The organism is Guptibacillus sedimenti (assembly GCF_028610665.1).
Taxonomy (GTDB): Bacteria; Bacillota; Bacilli; order Bacillales; family Guptibacillaceae; genus Guptibacillus; species Guptibacillus sedimenti.
In genome coordinates, this window is the sequence record NZ_JAQQWV010000002.1 from 460215 (window position 1) to 486743 (window position 26529).

Here is a 26529-nt window from a genome sequence, read left to right on the forward strand (position 1 = left end):
ATTAATTTGGCGAAAATCGCACATAACGCAGCAACATTAGTCGCTCTCTATGGGGCAAGAAATATCGGGTTGATGGGTGTGACGAAAGTCGTTTGCGGAGCACCAGAAGTTGCAAAGATACTCTTAGACGAAGGATTTCGTATGCTCGCAGATTCGAAAATAGTGAACCTTAAAAAGATGAGAGAAGCTGGAATAAAGGCGAAGCTTGTATTGCTAAGATCACCAGCTTTAAGTGAAATCGATGCTGTTATTAAATATTCCGATATTAGCCTTAATACAGAGTTATTCGTTATAGAAAAATTATCTGAAGCAGCTTTGAAAAACCACCTTGTCCATAAGATTATTGTTATGGTTGAGATGGGGGATTTAAGAGAAGGAATTATGCCAGGAACTCTTGAGACTTTTATTGAGCATGTAGTGAAGCTTGAGGGAATCCAAATTGTAGGGATAGGTGTTAATTTCGCTTGTTTTGGAGGAGTTAAACCGAACAATGAAAAAATGATCGAGCTCTCTCAATTAGCGACCATGATTGAGACAAAGTTTGCTTTTCCTCTTTCAATTGTATCTGGTGGAAATTCTGCTAATTACAATTGGTTTATGAATACTACTGACGTAACAAAAGTTAACAACTTACGTCTGGGAGAATCGATTTATTTGGGGCGGGAAACATTAAATCGCCAGGTGATACCCGGACTGTATACGGATGCTTTTACGTTAATTACGGAAGTGATTGAAGCGAAAATGAAGCCTTCCATGCCATATGGAGAAATAGGACAGAATGCATTCGGGGAAGTTCCGGAATTTTGTGATCGAGGCATGATGAACCGAATTATTCTGGGCATAGGAAAGCAGGACGTACTAATATCAGGGTTGACACCCGTTTTGGATATTGAAATTCTTGGTTCGAGTAGCGATCATATGGTAGTTAATGCAAAAGAGAGCAAGCTACAAGTTGGAGACGAAGTCACTTTCAATCTTAATTATGGAGCGCTTCTTTCGGTTATGACGTCGCCGTATGTTTCAAAGAAGTATAGTCATGCATTAAAAGTTATCTATTAATTTAAGCTATGCAACATGAGGAAAGTATAGGGAGTGCCAATGATTTAAACATTGGCACTCCCTTTTTGTTATGAAATGGACTCTTAAGCACCGCCCGAGTGATTCAGAGAAGATAGGGGAGTTCCCTGATTAAAAAGCGATCGCAATGGTGTGTTTATTTATGCCTGGACAAACTGCAGCATTGTGAATGACGATATCAGATGGAATTAGCAGAACCGTTTCACCGATTCCCGAGCGTTTACAATCTTCCCATCACTCATCGTCACGATGTGATCCGCATAAGCTAACATTTCTTCATCATGAGTCACCGTTAATGTGGTCATCCCGAGCGATTTCGTTACGTGCTGAATCAACGCCATGGTGTCTTTTGACCTTTTTGAATCTAAACTTGCTGTGGGCTCATCTGCAAATAGAACTTTGGGGTTGTGGATAATGGCCCGTGCAACGGCGACTCGCTGTTTTTCCCCGCCTGATAAGGAGGAAGGGTAGGCTGTTAGCCGATGCGTCATTCCAACCTTTTCTAATACGTCCGTTATCTGTTTTCGCTTATCGCGTTTGTTTATTTTCATTTCAGCCACGTCCATCATCATCGAAAGTTGTTCTTCAACTGTTAGAAAAGGAACGAGGTGGGATGATTGAAAAACAAAACCGAAATGATGCGCTCGGATGTTTCGCACCTGTTCTGGTCGCAATTGTGCTAAATTCTGATTTTCAAAAAGGACGCGACCGCTGGAGAGAGGTTGAAGACCGGCAGCGATTGTCAGCAAAGTGCTTTTTCCTGAACCTGAAGCACCGATTAACGCGGTTACTTCCCCTTTTTGAAGCGATAAATCCACCCCTTTTAACACTTCTTCTTCGACTTCTCCATTTATGAACGTTTTTCTGATTTGTTCTAATTGTAGTTGTGTCATCTTAAGCCTCTCCTTGTTGAATAGCCTGCAAAGGTTCAATTTTCCTAATTTGAAAGCCTGATAACGTCGATCCTAAGAAACCAACAATCACGAAGACGAAGGATAGTTGTATTGTTGTTTTAAGAGTTAAGTGATAAGGCATTGTATCAGGAGCAATTACTTGAAAAACTTGGCTCAGTAGTCCAGAAACGAAAAGAGCTAGTATCGTAATAAGCGCCATCTGACTCCAAATCATTTTAAACAAATCCCCTGTGCGAATGCCGAGTGCTTTTAAAATGCCGTACATACCGATTTTCTGGACATTCATCATATAAAAGAAAATCGCAAACAGCATGCCGCTAATCACAACGAGAAACCAAACAATCATATTTAGCGTCATTTGTTCAGCCTGGTAACTTGGGATGGTAGAGAGAAATTCGTTCTTAGAAAAGGACTGCACCCCGCTAATCTCCTCGGTTGTATTAGGACGATAAATGAGCTGCAATTCATCCGTTCGAAACATGTTTTTAAATGATTCCTGATTGATAAACGCAACGGGCGAGTGGTTGAACTTTTTGTTATCAACAAAATCAATCACCTTAAATGTTCCGTCAAAGAGAGGACTGGTTAGTTCATCACCAACCTTGATGCCTTCCGCTTTTAACGAGCGATCGAGAATGACTTCTCCTTTGTTTACCTGTTGAAACAATGGCGTATCTGTAGAAGTGAGAAAGGCAACGCTCTGTTGGTTGTCTGCTTCGTTTTTGAGTGACCCCATTTGAAGGGAAAAGGCGAATGCGTCCTGGTCGCTCTCAAGGATTTGATGCTGTTTCTTCTCTTCAAGATGAGATTGCGTGTAGGATTCGTTTGAGTCCTCGCTCATGTAAAACGTGCCATCCGGCATGTTTTTGATCAATGAGACGTTGTCTTGAGATAAGCCATTTGCAAGACCAGAAATAATGAACGTGACCAAACTAATGAGTAGCACGATGGAGCCGACGATAAGAAATTTCGGTTTATTTTTCTTCATTTCTTTCCAAGCCATATTCATTTACCATCATTCCTTTCTATAAGAAAAACCTTTCGTTCCTGACACTGATTACTTTAAATCAGTTAAGTGAACAAAAGGTTAATGAATGATTACAAATGTGGAAGAGTGATTGTAAATGTGGTGCCTTTTCCTAACTTACTTTCGACGAGAATATCACCTTGATGGAGTTCAATAATTTCTTTTACAATGGATAAGCCCAAGCCTGTGCCTTGCTGTGTTCTCGTACGCGCTAGGTCGGCACGATAAAAGCGGTCAAAGATTTGTTCTTTTTCACTTGGATCTAAGCCGATGCCTGTATCCGTAAAGGTTAGTTCGATTTGGTCTTGAGTGTCTTTTAGCATAACCTCAATCGATCCACCTGGCTCGTTGTATTTTATTGCGTTCGTTAAAAGATTTTCCCAGGCGGTATATAACAGCTCCGGATTCCCATTAAATTGAACTTCGTCAAGAGTATAGGTTAAAGAAAGCTCCTTTTCATCGATTCGCCAATAATAGAGATGCAACAGGCTTTTTAATTGAGCGGATAAATCAACCGACTTTCTGGAGTGATCTTTCTCTTTTGGTTCAAGAGAGGATAGCGTTAATAGCTGTTTGGATAAAATGGACATCCGTTCTGCTTCCTCTTGAATGACACGCAAGTATGATTTTCTGTCTTCCTCGGAAAGGGCATTGTTTTCTAATAAACGACTGTACCCCTGTATATTTAATAAAGGCGTCTGAATATCATGCGATACATTTGAGACAAATGACTTCCGAAGCTTGTCTAATTTACCGAGCCTTGCGATCATTTCTTTGAAATTTTGCGCCAGCTGGCCAATCTCATCTCTGCGATGAATGTCCAAGTGAACATCAAATCCTTCTTCTCGCACTTTATTGGTTGCGTGAGATAGCTTTCGGATTGGGCGAATCAGCATCGCGGACCAAACGAGTTCGGCAAGTAAACTTAAAATAAAGATCACGAACACCATCCAGCCTAAAAGAAGATGGATCTCGTTGAATAAGAGCTTAATATCTGGTCGCAAAAATAGCGCATACTGCGTCCCATCGTAGGTCAACGGCACACCGACTGAATTTTTTAGCTCGTTGGCGAAGAACCCCGTCACAAATGTTTGCTTCGGAAATTCCTTCATACCATGATAGGGTTGACCATCTAATACATCATCGATCGCTTCTTGCGATACGTTTTTTTCTTTAAATTCCCCTCCATAAAAACGGCTTTCTCCCTGCCCAACTAAAAAAAGCTGGTACCCGGTTGCTGCTGTATGGCTAAGGTATTCTTCTAGGTCCGCCTGGTTTTCGGCAAACCCCGCTATGCTTGTCGCAATCTCCATGTTTTTCGCGTCATTCTCTGGTTTTAAGTTGTTTTGATAGTAAGCATTCGCAAATAAAAAGCCAATAACGGAACTGATTAGCATAATGACCAGTGTTGTTAGGATGAATTTCGAGTAGAGGGATTTCATGATATGACCTCTAGCTTATAGCCAATTCCACGAACGGTAACAATTTTGATGCTAGAGGTAACCGCTCCGAGCCGTTCACGAACCCTCTTAATGTGAACATTGACCGTTCTCTCATCCCCTTCGAAATCAAAGCCCCAGATCTTTTCGATCAGATCATCTCGATAAAAAACTTGGTTCGGTCGAGAAGCCAAGAGGGCTAGTAACTCAAACTCCTTTAAAGGCATCAGAAGGTGCTGTTTTCCAATTTGCACCTCATAATTTCTTTTATCAATTTTCACATCAGCCAGCTGAATCGTATACTGACTCGGCTTATCATATCGTCTTAAAACAGCCTGTACACGGAAAATCAGTTCCTTCGGTTCAAATGGTTTGACGATATAATCGTCCGTTCCAGCAGTGAATCCTTGTTCTTTATCATGTAGCTCGCCTTTGGCGGTTAATAAAATAACGGGAAGGTCGTACGTATCGCGAATTTTTTTGGTAAGTGTATATCCGTCTAATCCTGGCATCATCACATCCACAATAGCAAGGTCAATCGTAACTTCTTCTAATCGTGCTAAAGCTTCTATGCCATTTCTTGATGTGTATGTATGAAACCCAGCATCTCTGAGCGTAACTTCGACAAGATTTAAAATGTGCGGATCGTCATCGATGATTAAGATGGAAATCACGTGTTTCATCCTTTCTGTACAGAATCTCTCCCACCTATCTTACAACGTAAAGGTGAACAAAAGATTAACGGATAAGAGATCGTGGTGAATTTTATTTAGCGGATTTAGCCGGTTCGTTTCATGTACCCTCTCAATCATTCTTTCTCAACAATGATTTGCTCAAGCGCTTTTTATCAATTTTTTATAAAAAGAAAATTAAAAATGACTAAATGACAAATATATATTGCAAAAAGACGTTGATATTATATAATGGAAAAAGAAGGATATGGTTCATTTTAATGAGGGGGATGAAGATGAGTATTGAAATGCATGAACTTTCAAAGACGTTTCATAAGAAGGAAAGAGCACTTTCTGACGTTACTTTGTCGCTACGAAAAGGAGAGGTTGTGGGACTTGTTGGACCAAACGGGGCTGGAAAAACAACGTTAATGAAAATCATTTCTGGGATTATCGTAAAGTATGACGGTGAGCTTACTTTCAGTGGAGAAGGTCGTTCCGTTGGAAGTTTAATTGAAAAGCCAAAGTTCTTTCCGAATAAAAGCGGGCGGTACAATATCCATTATTTTCGTTCCTTGTTTGGTGGAGACGATGAACATTTCGATGAAATTATTCAGTCGCTTGGTATGGAGTCGTACTTAAAGAAAAAGGTGAAGGACTATTCGCTTGGGATGAAGCAGCGTCTAGGGATTGCGCTCGCGCTTATTTCGAATCCGGATTATCTCGTATTGGATGAACCGACAAATGGAATGGACCCGGATGGAATACGGAATATCCTTGGCTACTTAAAGAAGCTAGCAAAAGAAAGAGGCATTGGCATACTGATTTCAAGTCACATTTTAGAAGATATCGAGAATGTGAGTGATCGTGTTTATGTGATTAAAGAGGGACGGTTGATTAATGAGTATGCAAGAGATCAGCAGCAGGGTGAAGTTTTAGAGTTCACGTTTTCTCAAGCAGATCTTCATCAAGCTATGCATGTGTTGGCAGGATACGAAGGGATGACCCGAAGTGGAAATGTTCTTTCGGTTCCATTTGATGGAGATATGAAACAGGTGCTGAAACACTTAAGTCAGCACGATCTTTTCCCAGCGGATGTGAAGCGGAAAAAGGACACGCTTGAGGATTTCTATTTTCAAAATATGGAGAGTGAAGCGAAGTGAATTTTGGACAGTACATGAAGCTTGAGATAAAACGTAACCTTAGCCTGCCGTTGTTTCTGTCGATTGGATTTGCCTTTTTGTTTGGTGGAGGAATTGTTTATTCGATTTACGAGCTGGATGGTCCATTTCAGCCGGAGAATGTGTCAGGGTTATATGGGGGCGTCGCCACGGTGGCACTTGGAATATTTTGTGCGAAAGTCGTGATTGCTGATCTCCATTACGGTACGATCTATCTTCTTTTTACGTCTGCTCGCGATCGCATCAAGTTTTTGGTGTCCCGGGTGCTCGTCATCAGCACAATGTCACTTTTGTTCGGATTTGGGTGTGCGGCTCTGCTTTTTGTGAATCATCAATTAAATGGTCAGGCTTTTTCAGTAGCGGATGTTGGGATGTCGGTGCTTCACTATGTGTTATTCGGCGTCTTTTTTACCTTACTCTTTCAAGTGGTTTCGATGTATTATCAAAAGGTGATGCAGCTGTTAATTCTTTCGCTTGTGACGATCTTGGTGCTTCCTGGTCTACTTGGCATCGTGTTTCAGGTAGAGGCAGTTCCTGAATTTGTGAAGGATCTCGTCGCGTATGCGCCCGTATACAGTCTGCCGAATCAGCTACCATTTCTTGCGCTGGATGGGGTAGAAATGGGTGTTATTGCGGTTGTGAGTTTACTATTGTTTGTGTTTGCATATGATCGGTTACCGAAGATTGATTACTAAGTTTTAGGAGGAAGAGGAACGATGGGATTTGGATTTAAGAAAAGACAACATGATGAACGGGTGACCAATCTGCAAAATAAGATTTACCGAGAAATGTACATTTTAATCGTGGTGATTTGTGCATTATCGATTGTATATAAACAATTTTTCGTTGATGGGGGAACGCGAGAATTATGGACGGAAGTGATTATTTTGGTAGCGAGTTCCGTATTCTACGTTGGGAGATCAGCGATGCTTGGGATCTTTTCAGATGAGGTGGAGCTGCGTGAGTCGAGTAAGTTGGGCTTTAATACGAGAAACTTTGTGATCAGCTTGATTGTAGGAGTTGCCATTTCACTGTTTTTTGCTATCAGAAACTCTCAAAAGTATGCTAATAGTTCAGAAGAAGCGTTTACTTTCTTTTTTGTTATTCTTTTTGGGAGCTTAATGATTTACATTCCTGTGTTATTTGCCATAATGGTGGTACCTTATGCGATAGCGAAGCGCAAAAGTGATCAAGTGAATGAGCAAGAGTTAGAAGAGATGGATGATGAAGATGTGCGGTGATGAATGGTGAAGAATGTACGATTAAAAATGGCGAGAGTGGAGCACGATCTCTCCCAGCAGGAGCTGGCCAAAAAAGTAGGCGTGTCGAGACAAACGATTGGGCTGATTGAGTTAGGGAAATACAACCCATCGCTACAGCTATGTTTATCGATCTGTTGGGCGTTAAATAAATCGCTTGATGAATTGTTTTGGATGGATCCGGAATAGAGGAAAAGCTACGTCATTCTACGAGTTGTGGAGTGAGGTAGCTTTTTTTGTTCACGACAATGCTTCAGTGTTTTATCGACAAATCTTAACATAAATCGGGTGGTGACAGGCACTTACCTACAAAAGACCTACGCGTAATCAGGAAGAATGTCGTATACAAAATATTGAATAAGAGTTATAAAATAGAATTTAGACTATTTTGATAAATTTAGGGGGAATGGGATGAAGAAGCAACTAATTGCTGGTGCTGTGATGCTGGGTCTATTTGCAACACCGATGGCGGGGTCAGCATCTGCAGAGACGAGCTGGAAGAATGTGAACTGGAACGAAACGTTACAGGAGGAAGATGGAAGTCCGTTTAATAGTGAAAACTATGATTTTGTGAAGTACTCTGAAGTTGATGAGAAGCTTAAGGAGATTGAGAAGAGCAGCAATCGGATTACTGTCGAGACACCTGCACAGTCATCAGACGGACAGGATCTTTATGTGGTTACCATTTCAGATCCAGAAGCAAAAGGGAAATATGGCTACCAAAAAGCATTGCGAAAGAAAATGTTTAAGAGTCCTGATAAAGCAGAGAAGTTTATTGAGAAGCATCCCGATTTTAAAGTGCCCGTGATGATCAATGCTTCGATTCATGGAACGGAGTTTGTTGGATCTGATGCAGCGCTTCAACTGATTGAGCGATTTGCTACGGCGGATGATGCGAAGACAAAGGATTTACTCGAGAATCACATTTTAATCTTTAACGTGGTGGCTAATCCAGATGGGCGTATTGATGCGACTCGCTTTAACTCAAACGGTATTGATTTGAATCGCGATTTTATTACGCAATCTCAAGTTGAAACAAAGCATACGGTGAATTTGATTAAAGAATGGAATCCGATGGTGTTTCTTGATTTGCACGGGTATGTGAAAGCGTATGGCGGGGAAACTAGTCCTGGTTTAATTGAACCGTGTACACCGCCACATAATCCGAATTATGAATACGATTTGTATTCAAAGTGGGCTATGGATCAGGCGGAATCAATGGAAGGGAACATTGTTGATCATCGGAGTGAATACGACAACACGAACACAGATACATCCAATGTGAATTATCAAACGATGACGGGCACTTACATACCGCAGCGTGACGACGAAGCGGGTTGGGATGATTATCCACCGATCTTCACACCGATGTATGCGATGTACCACGGAGCTTATGGCTACACGCTTGAAGCCCCAACGAATGATTGGGACGGTGTGAAATGGCACTATGATGCGGTAATGGGAGCACTGGAATTTTCAAATGATAATAAAGAAGAAATGATCAAGGATCAGATCGAAGTGTTTAAACGCGGGATCCAGTTCGATCACCCGTATCATACAGAAGGCTTTTTCCCAAAGGCTTATATTCTTCCTGTAGATGAAACGGATCCAACTGCTACGGAAAAAGCAGTGGAGCATCTTATGTTCAATGATATTGAAGTGTCACAAGTGAAAAAGTCATTTACGTTTGATGGAGAATCGTATCCGGCAGGCACTTATATCGTCGATATGAGTCAGGCAAAAGCGGGACTTGCGAATACGATGCTGTGGGATGGAGAGGATATCACGGATATTACGCCAGCCATGTATGATATTTCAGCATGGAATTTACCTGAACTATGGGGCTTTGACGCGATTGAAGTAGAGGCCGAGAGTTCCTTTAACGTAAAGACGTTTGATGTAAAGAAGGTAGATGGAGATGGTCAATTAATTGGGGATGGCCCTTATGTGATCCAAAACTCCTCTGTAAAAGCAGTAAACCTGGTGAATACGCTCATTGAAAAAGGGTTTGATGTTCAGTGGGGAGAAGATGGTGCGTTCTATGTTGATGAAGCACCGACGCCTGAGTTGAAGAAACTCGTCAAAGAATCTGGTATTGAGGTTACAACAGCCTCTCTAGTGAAAGGAAAAGAACTCACTTCTCAAAACGTAACGATTTTAAAAGATGGTGGGATTTATAAAGCACAATCTCATGCTGGAACACGATTGGCATTAGAGCGATTAGGCTTTAATGTTACAGAAATCACGCCACGAGAGCTTGCGGAAAATGGTCTTGGTGATACAGATGCGTTTTTCTATAGTGGAACGTCTCGTATGATTTCCTACAACAATACCGCGGCAAATGCACCGTTCGGGTTGGAGAGCGAAAGCCAATACCAGGCGTTTAAGCAACAAATTCAATCTTTTGTAGATGGTGGAGGCAAGTACGTTGCGGTAGGAGCAGGTGCATCAGATGCGTCTAAAAAGCTTGGCGTAACCGATGTAACGGTGAACAAAGGCTATTCAAACAGCAACGGTATTGTAAAAGTGGACTACGGTTCTGAACTATTAACTTCAGGATATGGATTGGATGATTACGGCTTTGTATATCAACCGGTTTGGTATTCGAATGTTGAAAACGTCGACGTGCACGCTTCGTTTGATACGGGAGACTTCTTTGTTGCTGGTCACTGGGAGAACCGTGATGCTGCAGAAGGACAGCCGGTTATCGTAAAAGAAAGGGATCAAGACGTCACATTGATTGGAATAGAAGCTGGATTCCGTGATCATACGGATGATTTGTTCCGACTTCTTTCGAATGCGGTGTTTAGTGAGTAAAGCAGGAATCAGTGGGGGCACAGGCCCTCACTGATTTTTTTATGTTATCCCATTTAGCTGGGGAGATTGAATCTATACCGAGCTTAGATTCGTGGATTTGAATTATGCATGAAGCTCCTTATGGACATGATGAGTCTATACGTAAGAAAGAGGTGCTCATCATGGAAATAGTCATGGATGCTTTGAAGGTGATTTTTCGAATCGTGACGATCCTTCCGTTTATGCTTGCGATCGGACTTTACATGGGAAAGCGCTCGATTGGTGAACTTCCTGTGTTTGATTTTCTTGTCGTGCTTGTTTTTGGTGCGGTCGTAGGAGCGGATATTGCAGATCCGAACATTGACCATATTCACACGGTTGTCGCGATGATTGCGATTGCTCTTTTGCAGAAGCTGATTATTAAAATAAAGTTAAAGAACCAGAAAGCTGGAAAGCTGTTTACGTTCGAACCGACTGTGGTGATGTACCAAGGGAAATTCCTAAGGGAAAATATGAAACACATTCAATATTCGATCGATAATATTCTCCAAATGCTTCGTGAAAAAGATGTTTTTCATACAGATGATGTGGAACTGGCAATCGTGGAGGCGAATGGAAGACTTAGTGTGAAATTATACCCTAGTAAAGAAACGGTGTTGCGAGAAGATATGGCGATTTATAAGAAGGGGAATGATTATGAGATTCCCGTTATTTTGGATGGGCGCGTTCAAAAAGACTTGTTGAAACATATTGGACGAACCGAAGCTTGGCTGATGGACGAGCTTGAGAAGGCTGGGGGCATGAAGGCATCTTCTGTTTTTTACGCGGGTGTTACTGGTGAGGGAAAGCTTGTTGTTTCTTTGAAAGATCAGGCGTTAACAGATGTACCACCTGTCAACCATTAAAAATGGGAAGATGATTGGACGTAGGGAAGACCGTGTTAATGGTAAAGGCGTGTCAGCGATGAGACACGCCTTTTCGTATGTTTGATGGTGAAAACAGGATAACTGATGCTTTTTCTCATCGTAGGAAGAGAAACTATTGCTTCTTATTTTTTCGGTGTTGATTTTCTTCTTTTGTTTCAAGCATGCCATAGTCACCATTCATCGCCTGTTCATCTTGATCGACACCAAGATCCGCTTCATTGACGTATGACTTCTTGAGAGCAGTTGGCTGGTTTGCGAATTTTTTCTTGTTTAATTTCATTAGAATCACCTCTAGTGATTAGGATGGCTTATTGGTGGATGGATATACGTGTTAGTCGTTCATGCTGACGACATAATGTGACATAAACCGGGTGGTGACAGGCACTCGATATGAGGTTTCATCAAGAAGCGATCGGGTATTCATTAATGGTATAACTTTCCATAGGTGGTGCTGTTATGGCTAGAAAGATTGGATTAATTGTTCTATTCATTGTAGCCACAGTTGTGATTCTGTGGATGGGGATAGCGGATTATCAAGAGGATGGGTCCTATAATCGGTTGATGAAAGGTATCATTGCGATCGCTGTTATCGGGATTGGACTTAGTCAAGTACCGACCAATCATAAGAATAGCTCTAGCTGAGCTTCCTAGTTCGGTTTATGAAAGTTATTGAGCAATTAGAAAAAAGGATTCTCTCTTTCATCCATCGAAGTAGGAGGTTTTGAAGGGGGATTCTACGTGAATTACGCTGTGTCAGTAACTGATACGAAGAAAGTAGAAGAAATTGAACGAAGTGGGCGTGAGCTATTAACGTATCTTAAAAAGTATGAGGCATTCTTAAACAACTTTACGTCGATTGAAGAGCCGCCTAGAGGGATTGTGTTTCATGATTTATTGTCAGCGACAAAGCTGTATTCAACCATTCCGCTTCCAGCTTATACGTCGAGAGATCTGATTCATCTCACCCCTCTATTGGAAACATGGAAAAAGATCTACTTAACAACGACGAATGGTGTGAAAGAAGCAGAGGATTATTACCGGAATCTTGAGATGGTTGATGTCGCTGAGATTGCGGCTCATGAAATGACTCACCATGCAGACTTCTTCCATTCAGAATTTGAAGATTGGGAAGAAGAGAATGCAAGTGACATGTGGTTTGAAGAAGGAATTTGCTTTTATTTGCCGCGTAAGCTTTTGATGTCTTCAGAGCGATTTGAAAGAGTGATGGAGGTAGAGCGCCTGTTGATTGATTCGTATAAAGAGGAATACGGAGAGTATTCGCTAGATGCCTTTGGTGAAGCAGGGTATCGTAGTGGAGACAACTTTGATTACTCGGCTGCGTTTTATGATTATTGGAGAAGTACGAGAACAGTTACGAGGCTAATCGATGAGTATTGTGAAGGAGATGTGCAGAGGCTGATTAATTGTTATCGAAAGTGGGTAGATGGTGGCGAGAAAGGACGCCTTCAGGATTTCTTTGTTGAGAGATTTGAGTTCTCAGAAGAAGTGGAGAGAGGTCTTTGGCTGCATAGTCGTGGGACGGATTAAGTGATGGAGACACATACGGAATTTTGTCGACAAACTTTAACAAAAAGCGGGCGGTGCCTGGCACCGCCCGATTTTTCTTTATAGTGCTTCTCGGATAACTTTCTTGTAGTAGACGACGGATAGTGCACCAAAGATGGAGTAGAGCAACGTATAAATCCCCATCACGATCAGCATGGGTGTATAGAGTTCGGTTCCGAAGAAGAACCAGCCTGAACGAATGGCGAAGTAACCGTGTAGAATGCCAACGACAAGTGGGATGCCAAAGTTCACCATCTGTTTGCCGCGAATGCCCCGAGAAAGGTCCGCTTGCGTGAAACCAAGCTTTCTAAGAACGGTATAATTTGGACGTTCTTCTTCTCCTTCATTCATCTGTTTAAAGTAGAGAATGCAGCCAGATGTAATCAGGAAGGTAAGGCCGAGGAATCCGACGATAAACATGATAAGCCCCATATTTTCCTTTTGCTCTTGGAAGGCTTCGTACTGAGAGCTTCTTCCCTGGTCCTCCTCAAAGGAAAGTGACTGGAATAAGTCGGTGGCTTCAGGTAACGTTGACTCGTTTTCCAGATTTAAGCCAGTATAGGTGAGAGGTTCATCTTGGATTTCTTCATCCATATCCTTCTGAAGTGCCACAAATGTCGTTTCATCGACAACGACCGTTGGGAGCCCGCCATCAGAGTAAATATAAGGAAGGATGTAGTCCTGTTTAAGACCAAGATAGTGCTGTGCTGTCACTTCTTCTTTTCCTTTTAGTTGAATGGTCCCTTCGTTTTCAAAGCTAATAACGGTATCAAGAATTTTACTAAAGCCAGTAAAAACCGCTTCATCAGGAGAAACATCAATGTCAGTAAGGGTTTCATCACTGATTACAGGTAAGATCATTTCACTAGCATCAAATGCATTGTTAGACGGTTGTTTCGCAACAATGTCTTTGGTTAAAACCGTTGCTTGAAGAACGTCCAACTCATTGATCGTGAAGTCGTAGCCCTTTTCGTTCAGTTCCTTTTCAAATCGATTCACATTCTGCTCTTCCGCCAGTGAGAAATGGTCCGGAATATTTTGTTTAGCCGTTTTTTCAGCCGAATAATACGAAATATAGCTGAGCGAGGTAAGGGCAATTGCGAGTGCTGATACAGTCGTAATGATTGTCAGGAGTAGCGAATTTGATTTCATTCGAAACATGATCGACGAGAGGGAGAGGACGTCGTTAATGTTCAAATAGCCTTCTTTTCGTTTTCGAAGCAGGTTGGCGACAAAGCGAATCGACCCTTTGTAGAAAAGGTACGTGCCAAGAATGACGCTTCCTAGAATGAATACCATTACGATCAGAAGCTCAGTCATTTCTGAAAAATCGCCATCAAACATTTTGCTGGATACGTAATAGCCTGCAATGATTAGTACAAGTCCAAGCACGCCCATAATGATTTCCCGAATGGAAATCCCTTTTATTCGATCTTCCGTTTTCGACGTGACCCGGAAAAGAGAGAGAATGCTTTGTGCCTTAATAAAGATCCAATTTGTTAGCATAATCACTCCAAAAATGGCGAAGAAAACGATAACGGTCTGCACAAAAGCCGCAGTGGAAAAGTTGAGACTCGCGACGCCATCAATTCCCGCGGCTTTAAAGAGGACCATTTGAATTAGTTTTGAAAAGGAAAAGCCGACGAATATGCCGATGATCATCGATCCAATATAAATTAGCAAATTTTCTATCGTTAAGATTCGAAAAATGCGTCCTTTTGTCATGCCAATTAATTGAAACAGTCCAATTTCTTTGCCGCGTCTTTTGATGAAAATGCTGTTCGCGTAGACGAGAAAAACAGTAACGATCACAACAAGCATGACAGAAGCTGCTCGGATCGCTGCGGCCATCTTAGCCGAGGTTTCCATGTTGTTGACGCCAGGGTCATATTGAAGAGTGACAAAGGAAAAGTAGAGCCCGACACTAAAGATCAAGGCAAAGACGTACAAGTAATAGTTCTTCAGGTTCTTCTTTAAGTTCTTCAGGATCATGTGATTAATGTTCATATTGTACACCGCCGAGCACGCCCTGCGTTTTCATAATGTCTTTTAAAAACGTTTGGCGAGATTCAGTCCCTTTATTCAGCTGGGTGTAAATCCGACCATCTCTAATAAAAATGACGCGACTGCTGTAGCTCGCTGCGACAGGATCGTGGGTCACCATGGCAATTGTTGCTTCTCGCGTCTGATTTAAATCGCTCAGCTTATTTAGAAGATCCGATGCTGACTTTGAGTCGAGAGCGCCAGTAGGCTCGTCAGCAAAGATGATGCTCGGATTGTGGACGAAGGCCCGAGCGGCTGAAGTACGCTGCTTTTGCCCTCCTGAGATTTCGTTCGGATACTTATCCTGGATGTCATAAATCCCGAGTTCATCGGCGAGTGCATCAAATGCAGTGTTTGCTTCTTTTTTCGATACCTTCGCAATTGAAAGGGGAAGCAGCACGTTTTCCTTCACGGTTAACGTATCAAGGAGGTTATACTCTTGAAAAATAAAGCCAAGGTGTCGTTTTCGGAACTCCGCGAGCTGCTTTTCTTTTTGCTTCGTCATTTCCTGCCCTTCGATCTTAATCGATCCGCCACTCACGCGATCGATAGAAGAAAGGACGTTCAATAGCGTTGTTTTCCCAGAGCCTGATGCGCCCATGATGCTAATAAATTCCCCGCGTTCAATCGAAACATCGATCCCCATCAAGACATCTTGCTTCATAAACTTATTGCCATAGCTTTTTTGAATTTTGCTTGCTTCAAGTACGTTGGTCATTACATTCCCTCCAATGAGTTGCTGATAACTTTAGTATAAAGAGGGGCATTCCGCTTTTCCTTCGATTTGCCGAACAATAAGAGGAGGCGTGTGACATTGTTGTCACATGCCTCGAATTTGGTCAAAATCATTTCGTTCTGGAAAGGAGAGGGTAAAAGTAGATCCGTTTCCTGGCTCTGAGGTGACATCGATGGATACTTTTAAATGCGATGCGATTTTTCTTGTAAGATAGAGCCCCATTCCTGTCGCAGCTGAATCCTGATGGTTCGCCGTTGACGTAAAGCCTTTCTCGAAAATGCGAGGTAGGTCACGTTGGATGATCCCGCGACCCTTGTCTTTTATGACAAGGACAGGTTGATAGCCCTTCATACTGCTCGCAATCGTGATGTCACTGTTTTCACTGTATTTTACAGCGTTTGTCAGCAATTGACGAAGGATAAAGGCTAGCCACTTGGCGTCACTTAGTAGCTCTGTTACGTTCAAATCAAGATCAAACCCAACGCCCCGCTGTTTGCACCATGTACGTAAAGGAGTGATTTCATCGACGAGAATTTTTTCGAGATTTACTTTTTCAATATACAGGTCATTTTCAATCGCTGGCATACGTTTTTGGTGAAGTTGCTGATCAAGTAGAAAGTGAATCCGAAGCCATTCGTACGTAAGCTGCTCATTTAGCTCTCGGTCCTGTACGCGATCAATAAGCAAATGAAGTGCTGTAAGAGGCGTTTTTACTTCATGAATCCACGTGATGAGATCGTCTTTTTCGACTTCAAGCTGGTGCTTCATGTGACTGGAGTCATCTTTCAGCTGTTCAATTTGTTCGGATGTGACGTGTTCCACCACTTTTTCAAACGGGCTAGTCGCATGTGGGATGCTTGTGATGTCAAAGTTTGTTTCTCGGTCTTCCAGCTCCTTATAGAATCTCGTTTCTTTAACGAATCGTACTATTAGAAAAAGAAAGAAAAGGAGAGAAGTTAGGAAAACAGCATATAGCATTGAGGTAAAAGGGATTGTCGTATCCACATATGTAACGAGAAGAAAGCACGCTTCTATGAAAAGGATGAATAGTATCCAACTACGTCGTTCTTTCAAAAATCGCCCCATTATTGCGTTTCCAGAGCCATATAGCCCTGACCTACCTTCGTTTGAATGGCATCCCCGAGTTCAATATCTGCTAGTTTTTTTCGAAGGCGATTTACATTAACTGTAAGGGTATTGTCACTTACAAAGCGCTGATCGTCCCAGAGTCGATTGATTAGTTCATCCCGGGTAACGATTTTGTTTTTTCGTTCGATAAGCATCAGAAGGATGATCATTTCATTTTTCGTTAACTCGATGGCATTGTCATCGATGGTTACGCGGTTCCGCTCAGAATCGATGGTGGCACCATGCCAGGTTTTGAGCGTGTTCATCTCAGTATTGTAATTGTAAACGCGCCTTAAGATCGCCTGAATTTTGGCGACAAGCACCTCGAAGTGGAAAGGTTTCTGGATAAAATCATCAGCTCCAAGATTCATCGACATCACCATATCAGTAGGATGATCGCGTGAGGAGAGAAAGATAATCGGAACATTCGAATGATCACGGATCATCCGGCACCAGTAAAAGCCATCAAATTTCGGGAGCTGGATATCAATGATGGTAAGGTCAGGTTTGACCGTAGAGAATTCTTGCATCACCTGACTAAAATCATGAATGCCATAAACCTCATATGACCACTGCTCCAATCGCTCCTTCATTTCCTGAAATAGTGATGTATCATCTTCAATTAGTAATATTTTAAACAATTTGTCCACCACACTTTGCTTCGTTATCTATCTTGATTATAGCAAATAATTGGAAAGCGGTAAGGAACGGGAATGAAGTCAGTTTCCATTCGACAATTTCTAACAAAAACCGGGTAGTGACAGGCACTCGCGATAATCTACACCCATTTCAATAATCTGGTAAACTAGTAAAGTTGGAAGAAGATTGGAGGAAAGAAAGTGAATGTTTATCAAAATCAAGATGACCTCGTTTTTTCTTATATGCGATTAAAATCGCATCGGTTCATTCGGTGGAGCACAGTAGCGATCACGCTAGTATTTTTAGATCTCTTTGGTTTCATTGCATTTTTAGATAATGATAGCTCACTGACCGTGATGTTAACGTTGTTTAGTATTGTGGGGATATTGAACTTCTGGGCGTTTCAGTTGTTTTTAGACCCATATGAGTATGAGTCTGGCTATTACTTGTATCTTGGTGTTTTCGGTGTGATCACAACCATTCTTTTTGTTTTCGTTCATGAGCAGGTTGTTTCTCAGTACGTTTCGGAAGATGAACGGACTTCTCTATTAATGGTCAATGGACTATTGCTTCTAATTCTGACGGGATGTTGTCATTTGTTGAATCGGAATCTTTTGTATGGGAAAGAGTACGATCAGGACAAAAACACAAGTGCGAATCGCAAGTTAAAAATTGTGATTGGTGGGCTAGCGGCTTTATACATACTGGGGCATGTTGGACTCCTTATTATGGGAAATGCTCCGATTCGTCATTTTATTGTTCTAACGTTGCTAACATTTTTTACTGTGGTGACATCCTATCTGACCACCTTTTTTCATCGGTATCGTTTTCTTAGAAACCACGTATCTGTTCTTGAAAAGCGAGATGCCTGTTTTGGTCTGCCGAAACGTCTTCGGATTCCTGAGTATGAAGGAGATGCTTTTACGGTGGTCATCTTCAATAATGTTGAGATGGATGAGGATCGTTTTATTGAGCTCGCGGGAAGTTTTGCGGAAATGGCTGCTGAAGAAGTTCAGCTAATTGAAATGGACGAAGATGGAAGACGTCAGCTAGAAGAACGCTTTCCAAATCAGGAGATTCAGCTAGAGGGGTTTGTAGTGATTAAAGTAAATCGAGAGCGAGTACTCAAAAACCTTCGCGAGCTAAAGAAAAGAACGATGCTGAAAAGTCTTTATCGCAACATTCCTCATCAGGTGTATGAAGAAGCGAAACATGAAGCGTTGTTTCATTTAAATGATGCGGTGTTTTATTCAATGAAGGAAGAAGAAGTGGTGGCGTTTTTAGCGAAGCAGTAAGGCGATGGGATGAGGGGGGTCAGGTACGTACCTGACCCCCCTCATGGACATTTGTCTTTTTTTACATAATTCTCCTATTTTGATCAATAATAAGTGATATCCGGTTGAAGTAAGGAGTTGATCATGTGTACGAGATAACTCAGCAAGTGTTACGCGAAGCGCATCAGGCATGCGGAGATATTGAAACCATTCGTCAGCAGTTGCTAGACGCAAGGCAACGAGGAGATCTGGCGTTAACTCAACGGTTTGAGCAGGAATTAATTCGAGCGGAGCAAGTTGCGAGAGAGTGCCAACGGAAGCTTCAACAAACGACGGCAGGTAGTCTTGAGGGAGAACAGATTCTACAGCAGATCACTCATGACTTACATACGTGCGGTCAGACGTTGCGACAGCAATAAAATGAAAAACATAGTAAAGCGGCTAACAATTTAATGTTAGCCGCTTCTGTATTAACATTTAGATCGTAATTTCTATCCTTTTCAACACAAAATGTTTGATAATACCCACCTACTACCGCTGCTCTAAATCCTTCGCCGTCTGACTCATCTGCACATCCTTCTCATTTTTTAACGTACCAAACAGGACATCAACGAATGGCGTGGAAACCCCGTACCAGTAATTTTCGTTTTTATAATGATGGAGTATGTGCGTTTTCTTGATCCACTGACCAAATCTTGTTTTAGGCTTAAACGGGCGGTGCGCAATGTAATGCTTCCATTCGTAGACGAAGAACATAGCCAGCAATCCAGTACTAAAACTAAGTGTGAAGAGAAGAGATCCGGATGCCCAATAGAAAATCAAGCAAAGAAGCAAGAGGTTCGGAAAGCTGTACCAGATCGGTAGAAACAATAGTTTCAGATCATTCGGCATTTTATGATGGTCATAGTGCAACCGTTTAATAAGTTTCAAAAGATACGGGTTCTTAGGTGTTTTAATGTGAAATAAAAAGCGGTGGGTAAGGTATTCACTAAACATGTAGGTAACAATACCGATGATGATAAACACTGGGACAAAGGGGGAGAGGGGCATTGTCAGTAAGAAGCCAAGAACGATGAGAAACAGGATAAACATAATCAAGATATCAAGGTGGAAGAAAAAATCATGATACAATCCTTTCACACTACGCGCCCCCGTTCATTTTCGTTTTCCAAAGGTCCAAGCTGGTTGCCATCATTTGCTTCGTCAAGATTTCAGCGTGATCAAGATCTCCTATTAACGTAGCCTTGAGAAATTGTTCATAATACACTTTTGATGCTTGACGATGAGTAGGTTCTAGATAGTATTTCTTAGCCAATTTGCCATAGATGTTTTCGAAACTATTTAAAATGAGAAGAAAAACCGGGTTAGGAGAGAGCTCGGCAACGCTTTTCTGGAGCTTCCAGTCAAACTCAGCATATGATTTCGGGTCGTCTGTTAGCTGTTGGAGTGGAATGAAAAGTGAAATGATTTGGAGCCTGTGTTGAAGAAGAGCATCTCGGACATAAGCTGGTGTTAACGAAATCCGAAGCTCAAGCATGTAAACGATAAACTCATCAGGAATATCATCATGGTGCTGAAGAATGTTCACGATCGTCATTAAATTTCCATGCTTCCAGTAATCATTCACAATGGCTGGCGCTCCTTTACGAATCGTGATCCACCCGTCTCTCTCCAAGCGCTGCAGGGCTTCACGAATGGTAGGTCGGCCAACTTGATAGTGAGATGCGAGTTCTCGTTCAGGGGGGAGCGGGTCATCTGTGCGCCATTCTTTTTCTAAAATAGAACGAATAAGCTGTTTTGCGATCTTTTCGGAGGAACGTTCGATCATCATATGGGATCACCTCTGTTCTGGTAATACCAGAGTATTTATTGGTAATACCATTATAAGATATGGGAGAGGGGAATTGTGAGTTTTTGTTTGAAAATTCTTTCTTTTTATTTCGGAAATTAAAAAGCCCAACGAAGGAGATCTTCGATGAGCTAAAAGAAAATGATGAAGCTATTCGGTATCTAACGTTTTCATTATGCGTTCCTAACGTATCTGAATAGAAGAGGAGAGCTCCTGGTCCGCATTCTCCAATTGTTGCACGGATTCTCGTACGGTCTGGTTGTTTAAGGTAAGGATTTCTTTGTAGGCGTTTCCTACTTCCGTTAGCATATGATTTATCTCATTTAATCGATTGACCACATCCAGCGTATTTCCTTCTCCGGTGTTCTTTGGTAGCTCTGCGTTAAAGGCGCTTAGGCTTTTCTCGATTTGGCTGATCGATTGCTCGACTTCACTAAATTTTACTATCATTTCGTTACTCACTTCGCATTTCTCCTTTCTCTCGCTTCCTCTTCTAACCGGTGGATTTCCTGGGTGATGTTAAATTCAAGCGTCTGGATTTCACGACGAAGGTGATCTGCTTTATTTTCCATTGTATTGAGTGCAGAATTCACTTGGTTAATTGATAGATTCTGATAAGAGGCTTTCATATCTTCACGTATATTTTGAAAGGAGTTTGCTAATTCGCCGGCCCATGTCGTAGGCGTTAGCTCAGGTTGCTCGACAAGCTGTTTATTTTGAATAAATTCATTTTGTAAGCCATCTAGTTTTACTATGCTAGATTGTAGGCGGACGAGCTGAGCTCGCTTTTCAGCTATTTCTGATTGTAAATAGGATAAATAGGACATTTGCGCTATCCCCTTTGTATGTTTGATAAGGAAAATCATACTCAAGCAGTAGTATATGGTACCAAATGGAAGAGGTCTGGTAAATAGGTTGTTCTACCTGTTCGTGAGACTGACGTACGGGGTATTTGTACCTATACCCAGATTATGTATGATTTTAACCATATTATTGTAAAACTGGTAATGCGATAAAATGAAGAGGTTCTTAATCTAATAAAAGTTACGGATCTTCCAATGGAAAGGTTTCATTCTACTAAACGTCAAATGATTACAATAGTCCCTAACCGGGAACGTGGTACATAAGCGCGGTAATCCTTTTTAAACGAATGTTCATACTTTTGCCATAACAAAAACAAGATTGACGCTGTTATAATTAGGATAGAAGTCATGAATCAGTTCACCTAGAAAAGGAAAGAAGGAAAAATGATGAGCACAGAATCTGAATCTAAACTATTGTTTTCATTGAGCATTGTGCAGTTTATCCTATCTGCGTTAATATTGTTACTTCCGATTATGTATCTGATTACTCCTGAAGAGGAGAATTTACTATTATACGGTATCATGGGATTTGGCGTCATTAATCTACTTGCTGGTATTTCGAACAGAATCAAAGGGCAGCAGCGTTCTGGTATGTTTTATTCGATTGCGGGCGTTGTGCTGTTTGCGATTGGTGTTAGTTTACTATTGTTTTAATTTAATGGATTCCTATCATAGACAGACCTATTCTCATCGGAGAGTAGGTCTGTTTTTTGCGTATCGTCTATATTTCCTCACTTAGCGTATAATTCACGCGTGCCATCATGTTGAGCGTTTCTTTTCTCACTTCAAGGTAGAGTTGCTCAAACTCAGCACGATTTGTTTTCGGGTCATCAAATTGCCCGAGCTGTCCCCACATTGCTTGAACAGCTTGCATGTTCTCGAAAAGCTGAAGGTCCATTGGCGTTTGAGGAGCGGGAGGGAGGAGCGTTGGTGATCCAAGACTCTCTAATTCTTCTAAAAGGATTGGGAGTGCTTCATGATCGTAAGCCTGAGTTTGGACGATATAGTCGAGATCACCAAGTGATGGAGCGATAAGATATGTGATCTTGGTAATGCCTCGTTCTAAATTCGTCGCTTCTTCATAAGTGCGGTAAGTTAATTCTTGACCTTGAAGTTGAGCTGGGGTCGCCCGAAGGATCAATTGGTATGCTTCAACAATCTGATCCTGATCGGTAAGCTCATAAGCTTCCTCTTCTATTATTCCGATAAACGCATCACCATAATTTGTGATGTTGCGAATGTTTTCGTTTTCTCCACTAACAATGGTGCGAATTGGTTTCTCATCTAAAGCGAAATGAATGCGGCCATTCTCATCCATGTATTCATCGACAATTTCTTTTTGAGTATGTTCATATGCGATATCTCCGTCTCCTCCATAAGGTGTTTCAATTGAGACGGTAGGAATTCGTAGGAACTTCTTTTCAGTATCCGTTAGGCTATTAGGTGATGACGGTGAATCTGGGGTGAGCGTAGCTGAATTCGATGAGGGAGTATCCTTTTTGTTTTTCTTAACTGAGGACGATTCTTCTGATATGTTGGTATCGCTAGCAGCTGTTTCTTCAGTAGTAGCGGCTTCTGTGCCTTCGTTTTGAGTCGCATTTTGATTGCCATTACAGGCAGCTAATAATCCACAGGCTAATAGAGTAAGTAGGTACTTTTTCATTCGACTAACCTCACATTCGATTATGTTGTATTTCCTTTAATACCCATATAACCCAATCCTAAACAACTGCGGAGCGATTCGACAGGAAGTTACATAAAGCGGGTGGTGACAGGCACTGCAAGGCCTTTCTGGGTCTTATCTACTAAAAAAAGTATTTGAATATTTCGGAACATTCATTATAATCAAGGTTAAGGGTGGAAATATTTACAAGATGATGAAGAGCGTGGTGAAACGTCATCTTGCTGATCGTGAGAGGAGGTGATGAAGAAAGTGAATAGCATACATAAAAGCCCCAGAATGTTTTGTCTTGGAGGACACATTCTGGGGCAGTTGTTGGCGTCCAAACCAACAATAGTACAAGTATACCTTTTTCTTGTACAAAGGGGAACTGCAACGGAATCAGAAAGGGATCCATTGCCAATTGAAAACAGAAGGGAAAAGTAAACATGGTCAATATCGAGGCAGAAATTATGAATGACTATGAAATTAGTAAATCAACTCGGGCGATTGAAGTGGCGAAAGAAGTTGGATATAGTTCTAGAATTTATGATCGAAGCGGGATCTATTTATCAAAAACAACGCCAGTCGATTTAATTAGGCAGGCTTGTCTTGAAGCAGGCGTCACGTATGAAGGACGAAGAAAAGCGGTCATTTATCATTTAAAGTATGAGCAGCAGACGCCAATTATTGTTTCGAATTGGAATGCAATTTCGGCCTTTCCGACTGAATCACCCGAAAGCATTGACTGTTGCTGGGTATTTTATCAGCACGTTCGGGATACGTATGCGATTACGAAAAATACAACGAAGATTTTGTTTCAGGATGGCTTTGAATTAATGGTGCCGGTTTCGAAAGGTAGACTACAAAAACAAATGGAGCGCACGGGGCGCTGGGTTAGTCATTATTCGAATAATCCGGTTTATTGTTGAGAAGGTTGAAGGGGTCAGGCACGTGCCTGACCCCTTTTTCTGTTAAACTATAGAAAAATAGGTTTTTGTTGGAAGGTGGAGGGTGCATGGGAAAACCCATAGCTTCGGATAACGAGGCGTTAGCGTATTTAAGAATAACAACTCCAAAGGAAAATCAATTTTCTATCTTTTTCATGGTTATATTTTTTGTGGATATCATGGGGTTCTTTCCTTATATGGTAGGCCCATTCTCTCAACCATTTTTTTTAGCTGCCCTTTTACCTGCCATTGCCATTAACCTATGGATGCTAGCTTATGTTCTGGCACCTTATAAACTAGCAAGTTCTTATGATCTTTTACTAGGGTGTCTATCCATTGTAAGCAGCTATTTGTATTGGTTAGGTATTGAAAAATTTATTTATGTTAATTTAGGTGCTAATGGGAATTTGTTCTTTTGGATTGGACTAGTTAGTTTTATTTTTATGATCACTTTCTTTTATTTTTTTACACGTTATTACGTGAAGAAAGGTAAATATAAGCGTAAGCGAACGGATCGGCAACACTTAAGTGGGTTTGAAATCGTCATATCCGCAGCCATCGTCATTGGCATGCCTCAGCTTTTGGATTCTATGAGTTTTTTGAAAGTACAAAATGCATATCTACTTATCGTTCTATTAGGTTTCATATCTTTTATTACTTTGTTCATGATCGGAAGTTTCCATAAGTATCATTTTATTAAAAACAATCAGGACCTCGTTAGGAAGGCTTTTCCTCACTATGAGGTATTGAAGAAAGAGAGAAAGGCAATAAAGGAAGACTATAATGTTGTGGTTATAAAAAAAGGTAACTTAACCCACGAAGAGATGAAGGTTTTAACAGATGAATTAGGAGAATTTTCAAATGTTTCTTCAGTCAAAAAGGAAACTTCGTTGACCTTAGATAAAGAAGATTTTCATAACGAAGAAAATGGGAAACCTTTTTGTCTTGTTGTAATGAATGCAGATCAGGCGCAGATTGATGAAGAAATAAAGAAGATGGTCAGAACTAAGCGTTGGAAGTACTTCTTCAAAGGAATCCCTGAGGAAGAGTATGAAAAAGTAGAGGATCGTGTTTTCTTTGATCCGAGAAACGCAGTCTTTCAATCAGGCGATTTATCGGAAGTGAGAGGGTTTTTATTGAGTAAAATGAGATAGAAGGTGAGCGAGGGGTCAGGCACGAAGCTGACCCCTATGCCGGTTGTGGTGAAACTAGTTTTCCTATGAATTGAAGGTTTGAAAGAAAGTAAACTAGAAGTAGTTAGCCTACACGTATCTGACTGGAGGTGTGTTTCAATGGAAGATGCAGCGTTTTGGATTATGATCGGCGGTGGTTTGCTATCCCTTATTGCTTGGGGATATACACGTGAAGAATGAGCGTAACTTTATAAGGTTAGTTTATTTAGTTGTTGGAATCATAGGACCTGTTGTGATCGGGGCTGGGTTTTTACGGTTGCAGCTCGTAGTTGGTGATGAAGCGGGAGCATTTTGGATGTTAATGGGTTTTTTCTTCATCCTGTTCTATATTGAATTTTTGGAAAAGAAAGCAGGATTAAGTGCTAAGTATCGATGGACGAGAGCGATCGCTTCGATGATATTATTCGCAGGCTTCACGTTTTATTTCTATTTATTCTGAAGTAGGGCTGCGTTAATACGCGGCTTTTTATTGTTTTTTAGCTAGACTAGGAGGCGACCAATTGGAATTAAAACAAGCACTAGAAGAACTTAATCGAAATAAGTTTCAAGGAGATCTGGATGATCTGCTTATTCACATGCTTCACCAGATTGGGAGTACCGATCCTGTCTTAAGGGACGATCTCATCTATACAACATTTGGAAAGCTAGTTATAGAAGATTTTTTAACGAAGGAACAGCTTACATATCTATTAAACACATGCCTTGATGATGAACACCTTTTCTATCGTATTGGTGAAAGAGGCACAGATTCGGTTTTTACACGTTCTTTCTCGGTTCTGGTCGTTGCGCTCATTTTAGAAAAAGATCGTGAAGAGGGATTTCTTAAAGAAGATCGAATGGAAGTTGCAACGGCTAAATGTTTTAAGTATTTACGAGAAGAGCAAGATACGCGAGGGTATGTTGAGACAAAAGGTTGGGCGCATAGTATCGCACATGGGGCGGATGCACTGACTGAAGTTATTAGGCATCCGGTTTTTGAAATCGAAAAAATAGATGAATGTCTTGAAGTGATACGGGCGTGTCTTTTTAAAAAAGCCACAACGTATGTAGATGATGAAGATGAACGACTATTGTTTGCGATCGAGGGCCTTTTGGATCAGGGGTTGAGTGAGGAGAAATTTAGTAAATGGATTGAGTTGCTCTCAACAGAGTTAGAAGGGCTGTTTCAGCAGAACGGATATAGCGTTGATTTCTTCCATATAAAAGGAAATGTGCTAAGTTTTATGAAAAGCTGTTATTTCAGGTTAATTATGAAAGAGGATTTTTTTGAAGTGAGGTTTATGATTGAAAAAGTTGTGGAGAGATGGACGAGGAAGATTTATGGGTGACTGTTAAATA

The 26529-nt window shown here is 41.3% G+C and carries 30 protein-coding genes; 16 read left to right on the forward strand and 14 right to left on the reverse strand.

Annotation, left to right across the window (positions count from 1 at the left end; all coding sequences use genetic code 11):
• The first annotated feature begins 6 nt into the window (after positions 1 to 6).
• On the forward strand, positions 7 to 1059 hold the full coding sequence (locus PQ578_RS10680) for an alanine/ornithine racemase family PLP-dependent enzyme (RefSeq protein WP_273834281.1): 1053 nt from the start codon (positions 7 to 9) through the stop codon (positions 1057 to 1059).
• Positions 1060 to 1265: 206 nt separating this feature from the next.
• Here the strand turns inward: PQ578_RS10680 and PQ578_RS10685 are convergent, their stop codons facing one another.
• The 4 genes from PQ578_RS10685 to PQ578_RS10700 form a co-directional block, all read right to left on the reverse strand.
• Positions 1266 to 1970: an ABC transporter ATP-binding protein gene (locus tag PQ578_RS10685; RefSeq protein ID WP_273834282.1), complete on the reverse strand. Its 705-nt coding sequence runs from the start codon at positions 1968 to 1970 to the stop codon at positions 1266 to 1268.
• 1 nt (position 1971) lies between these two features.
• Positions 1972 to 3000, reverse strand: a complete 1029-nt coding sequence (locus PQ578_RS10690; RefSeq protein WP_273834283.1) for an ABC transporter permease — start codon at positions 2998 to 3000, stop codon at positions 1972 to 1974.
• A gap of 89 nt (positions 3001 to 3089) precedes the next feature.
• The gene (locus tag PQ578_RS10695; RefSeq protein ID WP_273834284.1) at positions 3090 to 4460 is read right to left on the reverse strand and encodes a sensor histidine kinase; all 1371 of its coding nucleotides are present in this window, start codon (positions 4458 to 4460) and stop codon (positions 3090 to 3092) included.
• Positions 4457 to 5131, reverse strand: coding sequence for a response regulator transcription factor (locus PQ578_RS10700; RefSeq protein WP_273834285.1), 675 nt, complete (start codon positions 5129 to 5131; stop codon positions 4457 to 4459). Before PQ578_RS10700 ends, PQ578_RS10695 begins: the two co-directional genes overlap by 4 nt.
• Positions 5132 to 5424: 293 nt before the next feature.
• On the opposite strand from PQ578_RS10700, the gene PQ578_RS10705 reads away from it, so the two are divergent.
• From PQ578_RS10705 to PQ578_RS10730, 6 genes are all read left to right on the forward strand, one after another.
• Positions 5425 to 6291 (forward strand): ABC transporter ATP-binding protein, encoded by an 867-nt coding sequence (locus PQ578_RS10705; protein WP_273834286.1) that lies wholly within the window; start codon positions 5425 to 5427, stop codon positions 6289 to 6291.
• The gene (locus PQ578_RS10710) at positions 6288 to 7004 is read left to right on the forward strand and encodes a hypothetical protein (protein WP_273834287.1); all 717 of its coding nucleotides are present in this window, start codon (positions 6288 to 6290) and stop codon (positions 7002 to 7004) included. Before PQ578_RS10705 ends, PQ578_RS10710 begins: the two co-directional genes overlap by 4 nt.
• 21 nt (positions 7005 to 7025) lie before the next feature.
• Complete coding sequence (locus PQ578_RS10715) at positions 7026 to 7550, forward strand: DUF6773 family protein (protein WP_273834288.1); 525 nt, start codon at positions 7026 to 7028, stop codon at positions 7548 to 7550.
• Between the two features lie 6 nt (positions 7551 to 7556).
• Complete coding sequence (locus tag PQ578_RS10720; protein WP_098442817.1) at positions 7557 to 7757, forward strand: helix-turn-helix transcriptional regulator; 201 nt, start codon at positions 7557 to 7559, stop codon at positions 7755 to 7757.
• A gap of 222 nt (positions 7758 to 7979) precedes the next feature.
• Entirely contained in the window at positions 7980 to 10385 is a 2406-nt protein-coding gene (locus PQ578_RS10725; protein ID WP_273834289.1) for a M14 family zinc carboxypeptidase, read from the forward strand.
• Positions 10386 to 10546: 161 nt separating this feature from the next.
• Positions 10547 to 11269 carry a DUF421 domain-containing protein gene (locus PQ578_RS10730; protein ID WP_273834290.1) on the forward strand — a complete coding sequence of 241 codons (723 nt, stop codon included), beginning with the start codon at positions 10547 to 10549 and terminating at the stop codon, positions 11267 to 11269.
• Positions 11270 to 11402: 133 nt separating this feature from the next.
• Here PQ578_RS10730 and PQ578_RS10735 read toward each other — a convergent pair whose 3' ends face one another.
• Positions 11403 to 11570 (reverse strand): DUF4021 domain-containing protein, encoded by a 168-nt coding sequence (locus PQ578_RS10735; protein WP_273834291.1) that lies wholly within the window; start codon positions 11568 to 11570, stop codon positions 11403 to 11405.
• Positions 11571 to 11746: 176 nt separating this feature from the next.
• On the opposite strand from PQ578_RS10735, the gene PQ578_RS10740 reads away from it, so the two are divergent.
• Complete coding sequence (locus tag PQ578_RS10740; protein WP_166000949.1) at positions 11747 to 11932, forward strand: hypothetical protein; 186 nt, start codon at positions 11747 to 11749, stop codon at positions 11930 to 11932.
• A 96-nt stretch (positions 11933 to 12028) separates the two neighbouring features.
• The gene (locus PQ578_RS10745; RefSeq protein ID WP_273834292.1) at positions 12029 to 12838 is read left to right on the forward strand and encodes a hypothetical protein; all 810 of its coding nucleotides are present in this window, start codon (positions 12029 to 12031) and stop codon (positions 12836 to 12838) included.
• Between the two features lie 78 nt (positions 12839 to 12916).
• Here the strand turns inward: PQ578_RS10745 and PQ578_RS10750 are convergent, their stop codons facing one another.
• The 4 genes from PQ578_RS10750 to PQ578_RS10765 all read right to left on the reverse strand — a co-directional run bounded on the left by PQ578_RS10750 (position 12917) and on the right by PQ578_RS10765 (position 17404).
• Positions 12917 to 14863 carry an ABC transporter permease gene (locus PQ578_RS10750; RefSeq protein ID WP_273834293.1) on the reverse strand — a complete coding sequence of 649 codons (1947 nt, stop codon included), beginning with the start codon at positions 14861 to 14863 and terminating at the stop codon, positions 12917 to 12919.
• Complete coding sequence (locus tag PQ578_RS10755; protein ID WP_273834294.1) at positions 14853 to 15617, reverse strand: ABC transporter ATP-binding protein; 765 nt, start codon at positions 15615 to 15617, stop codon at positions 14853 to 14855. The genes PQ578_RS10750 and PQ578_RS10755 overlap by 11 nt, the downstream gene beginning before the upstream one ends.
• A 102-nt stretch (positions 15618 to 15719) precedes the next feature.
• Positions 15720 to 16724: a sensor histidine kinase gene (locus PQ578_RS10760; RefSeq protein WP_273834966.1), complete on the reverse strand. Its 1005-nt coding sequence runs from the start codon at positions 16722 to 16724 to the stop codon at positions 15720 to 15722.
• Positions 16721 to 17404, reverse strand: a complete 684-nt coding sequence (locus tag PQ578_RS10765) for a response regulator transcription factor (protein WP_273834296.1) — start codon at positions 17402 to 17404, stop codon at positions 16721 to 16723. Before PQ578_RS10765 ends, PQ578_RS10760 begins: the two co-directional genes overlap by 4 nt.
• 198 nt (positions 17405 to 17602) lie before the next feature.
• On the opposite strand from PQ578_RS10765, the gene PQ578_RS10770 reads away from it, so the two are divergent.
• Both PQ578_RS10770 and PQ578_RS10775 read left to right on the forward strand, forming a co-directional pair.
• Positions 17603 to 18697, forward strand: a complete 1095-nt coding sequence (locus PQ578_RS10770; protein ID WP_273834298.1) for a hypothetical protein — start codon at positions 17603 to 17605, stop codon at positions 18695 to 18697.
• Between the two features lie 125 nt (positions 18698 to 18822).
• A complete protein-coding gene (locus PQ578_RS10775) occupies positions 18823 to 19095 on the forward strand; it encodes a hypothetical protein (RefSeq protein WP_273834299.1) in 273 nt (90 codons plus the stop codon).
• A gap of 112 nt (positions 19096 to 19207) precedes the next feature.
• On the opposite strand, the gene PQ578_RS10780 is transcribed toward PQ578_RS10775, so the two are convergent.
• The 4 genes from PQ578_RS10780 to PQ578_RS10795 all read right to left on the reverse strand — a co-directional run bounded on the left by PQ578_RS10780 (position 19208) and on the right by PQ578_RS10795 (position 21352).
• On the reverse strand, positions 19208 to 19816 hold the full coding sequence (locus PQ578_RS10780; RefSeq protein ID WP_273834300.1) for a sterol desaturase family protein: 609 nt from the start codon (positions 19814 to 19816) through the stop codon (positions 19208 to 19210).
• A gap of 1 nt (position 19817) precedes the next feature.
• Positions 19818 to 20504 carry a GntR family transcriptional regulator gene (locus PQ578_RS10785; RefSeq protein WP_273834301.1) on the reverse strand — a complete coding sequence of 229 codons (687 nt, stop codon included), beginning with the start codon at positions 20502 to 20504 and terminating at the stop codon, positions 19818 to 19820.
• Between the two features lie 204 nt (positions 20505 to 20708).
• Positions 20709 to 20987 (reverse strand): DUF5344 family protein, encoded by a 279-nt coding sequence (locus tag PQ578_RS10790; protein ID WP_273834302.1) that lies wholly within the window; start codon positions 20985 to 20987, stop codon positions 20709 to 20711.
• On the reverse strand, positions 20984 to 21352 hold the full coding sequence (locus PQ578_RS10795) for a YwqH-like family protein (protein WP_273834303.1): 369 nt from the start codon (positions 21350 to 21352) through the stop codon (positions 20984 to 20986). The genes PQ578_RS10790 and PQ578_RS10795 overlap by 4 nt, the downstream gene beginning before the upstream one ends.
• Positions 21353 to 21775: 423 nt before the next feature.
• On the opposite strand from PQ578_RS10795, the gene PQ578_RS10800 reads away from it, so the two are divergent.
• Positions 21776 to 22042 (forward strand): hypothetical protein, encoded by a 267-nt coding sequence (locus PQ578_RS10800; RefSeq protein ID WP_098442829.1) that lies wholly within the window; start codon positions 21776 to 21778, stop codon positions 22040 to 22042.
• Positions 22043 to 22109: 67 nt separating this feature from the next.
• On the opposite strand, the gene PQ578_RS10805 is transcribed toward PQ578_RS10800, so the two are convergent.
• A complete protein-coding gene (locus tag PQ578_RS10805; protein ID WP_273834306.1) occupies positions 22110 to 23051 on the reverse strand; it encodes a hypothetical protein in 942 nt (313 codons plus the stop codon).
• A 446-nt stretch (positions 23052 to 23497) separates the two neighbouring features.
• On the opposite strand from PQ578_RS10805, the gene PQ578_RS10810 reads away from it, so the two are divergent.
• The 4 genes from PQ578_RS10810 to PQ578_RS10825 all read left to right on the forward strand — a co-directional run bounded on the left by PQ578_RS10810 (position 23498) and on the right by PQ578_RS10825 (position 26519).
• Positions 23498 to 23980 carry a competence protein ComK gene (locus tag PQ578_RS10810; RefSeq protein WP_273834308.1) on the forward strand — a complete coding sequence of 161 codons (483 nt, stop codon included), beginning with the start codon at positions 23498 to 23500 and terminating at the stop codon, positions 23978 to 23980.
• An 86-nt stretch (positions 23981 to 24066) separates the two neighbouring features.
• Positions 24067 to 25152: a hypothetical protein gene (locus PQ578_RS10815; RefSeq protein WP_273834309.1), complete on the forward strand. Its 1086-nt coding sequence runs from the start codon at positions 24067 to 24069 to the stop codon at positions 25150 to 25152.
• Between the two features lie 208 nt (positions 25153 to 25360).
• Positions 25361 to 25630 carry a hypothetical protein gene (locus tag PQ578_RS10820; RefSeq protein ID WP_273834310.1) on the forward strand — a complete coding sequence of 90 codons (270 nt, stop codon included), beginning with the start codon at positions 25361 to 25363 and terminating at the stop codon, positions 25628 to 25630.
• 61 nt (positions 25631 to 25691) lie between these two features.
• The gene (locus tag PQ578_RS10825) at positions 25692 to 26519 is read left to right on the forward strand and encodes a DUF2785 domain-containing protein (RefSeq protein WP_273834311.1); all 828 of its coding nucleotides are present in this window, start codon (positions 25692 to 25694) and stop codon (positions 26517 to 26519) included.
• Positions 26520 to 26529 lie beyond the last annotated feature (10 nt).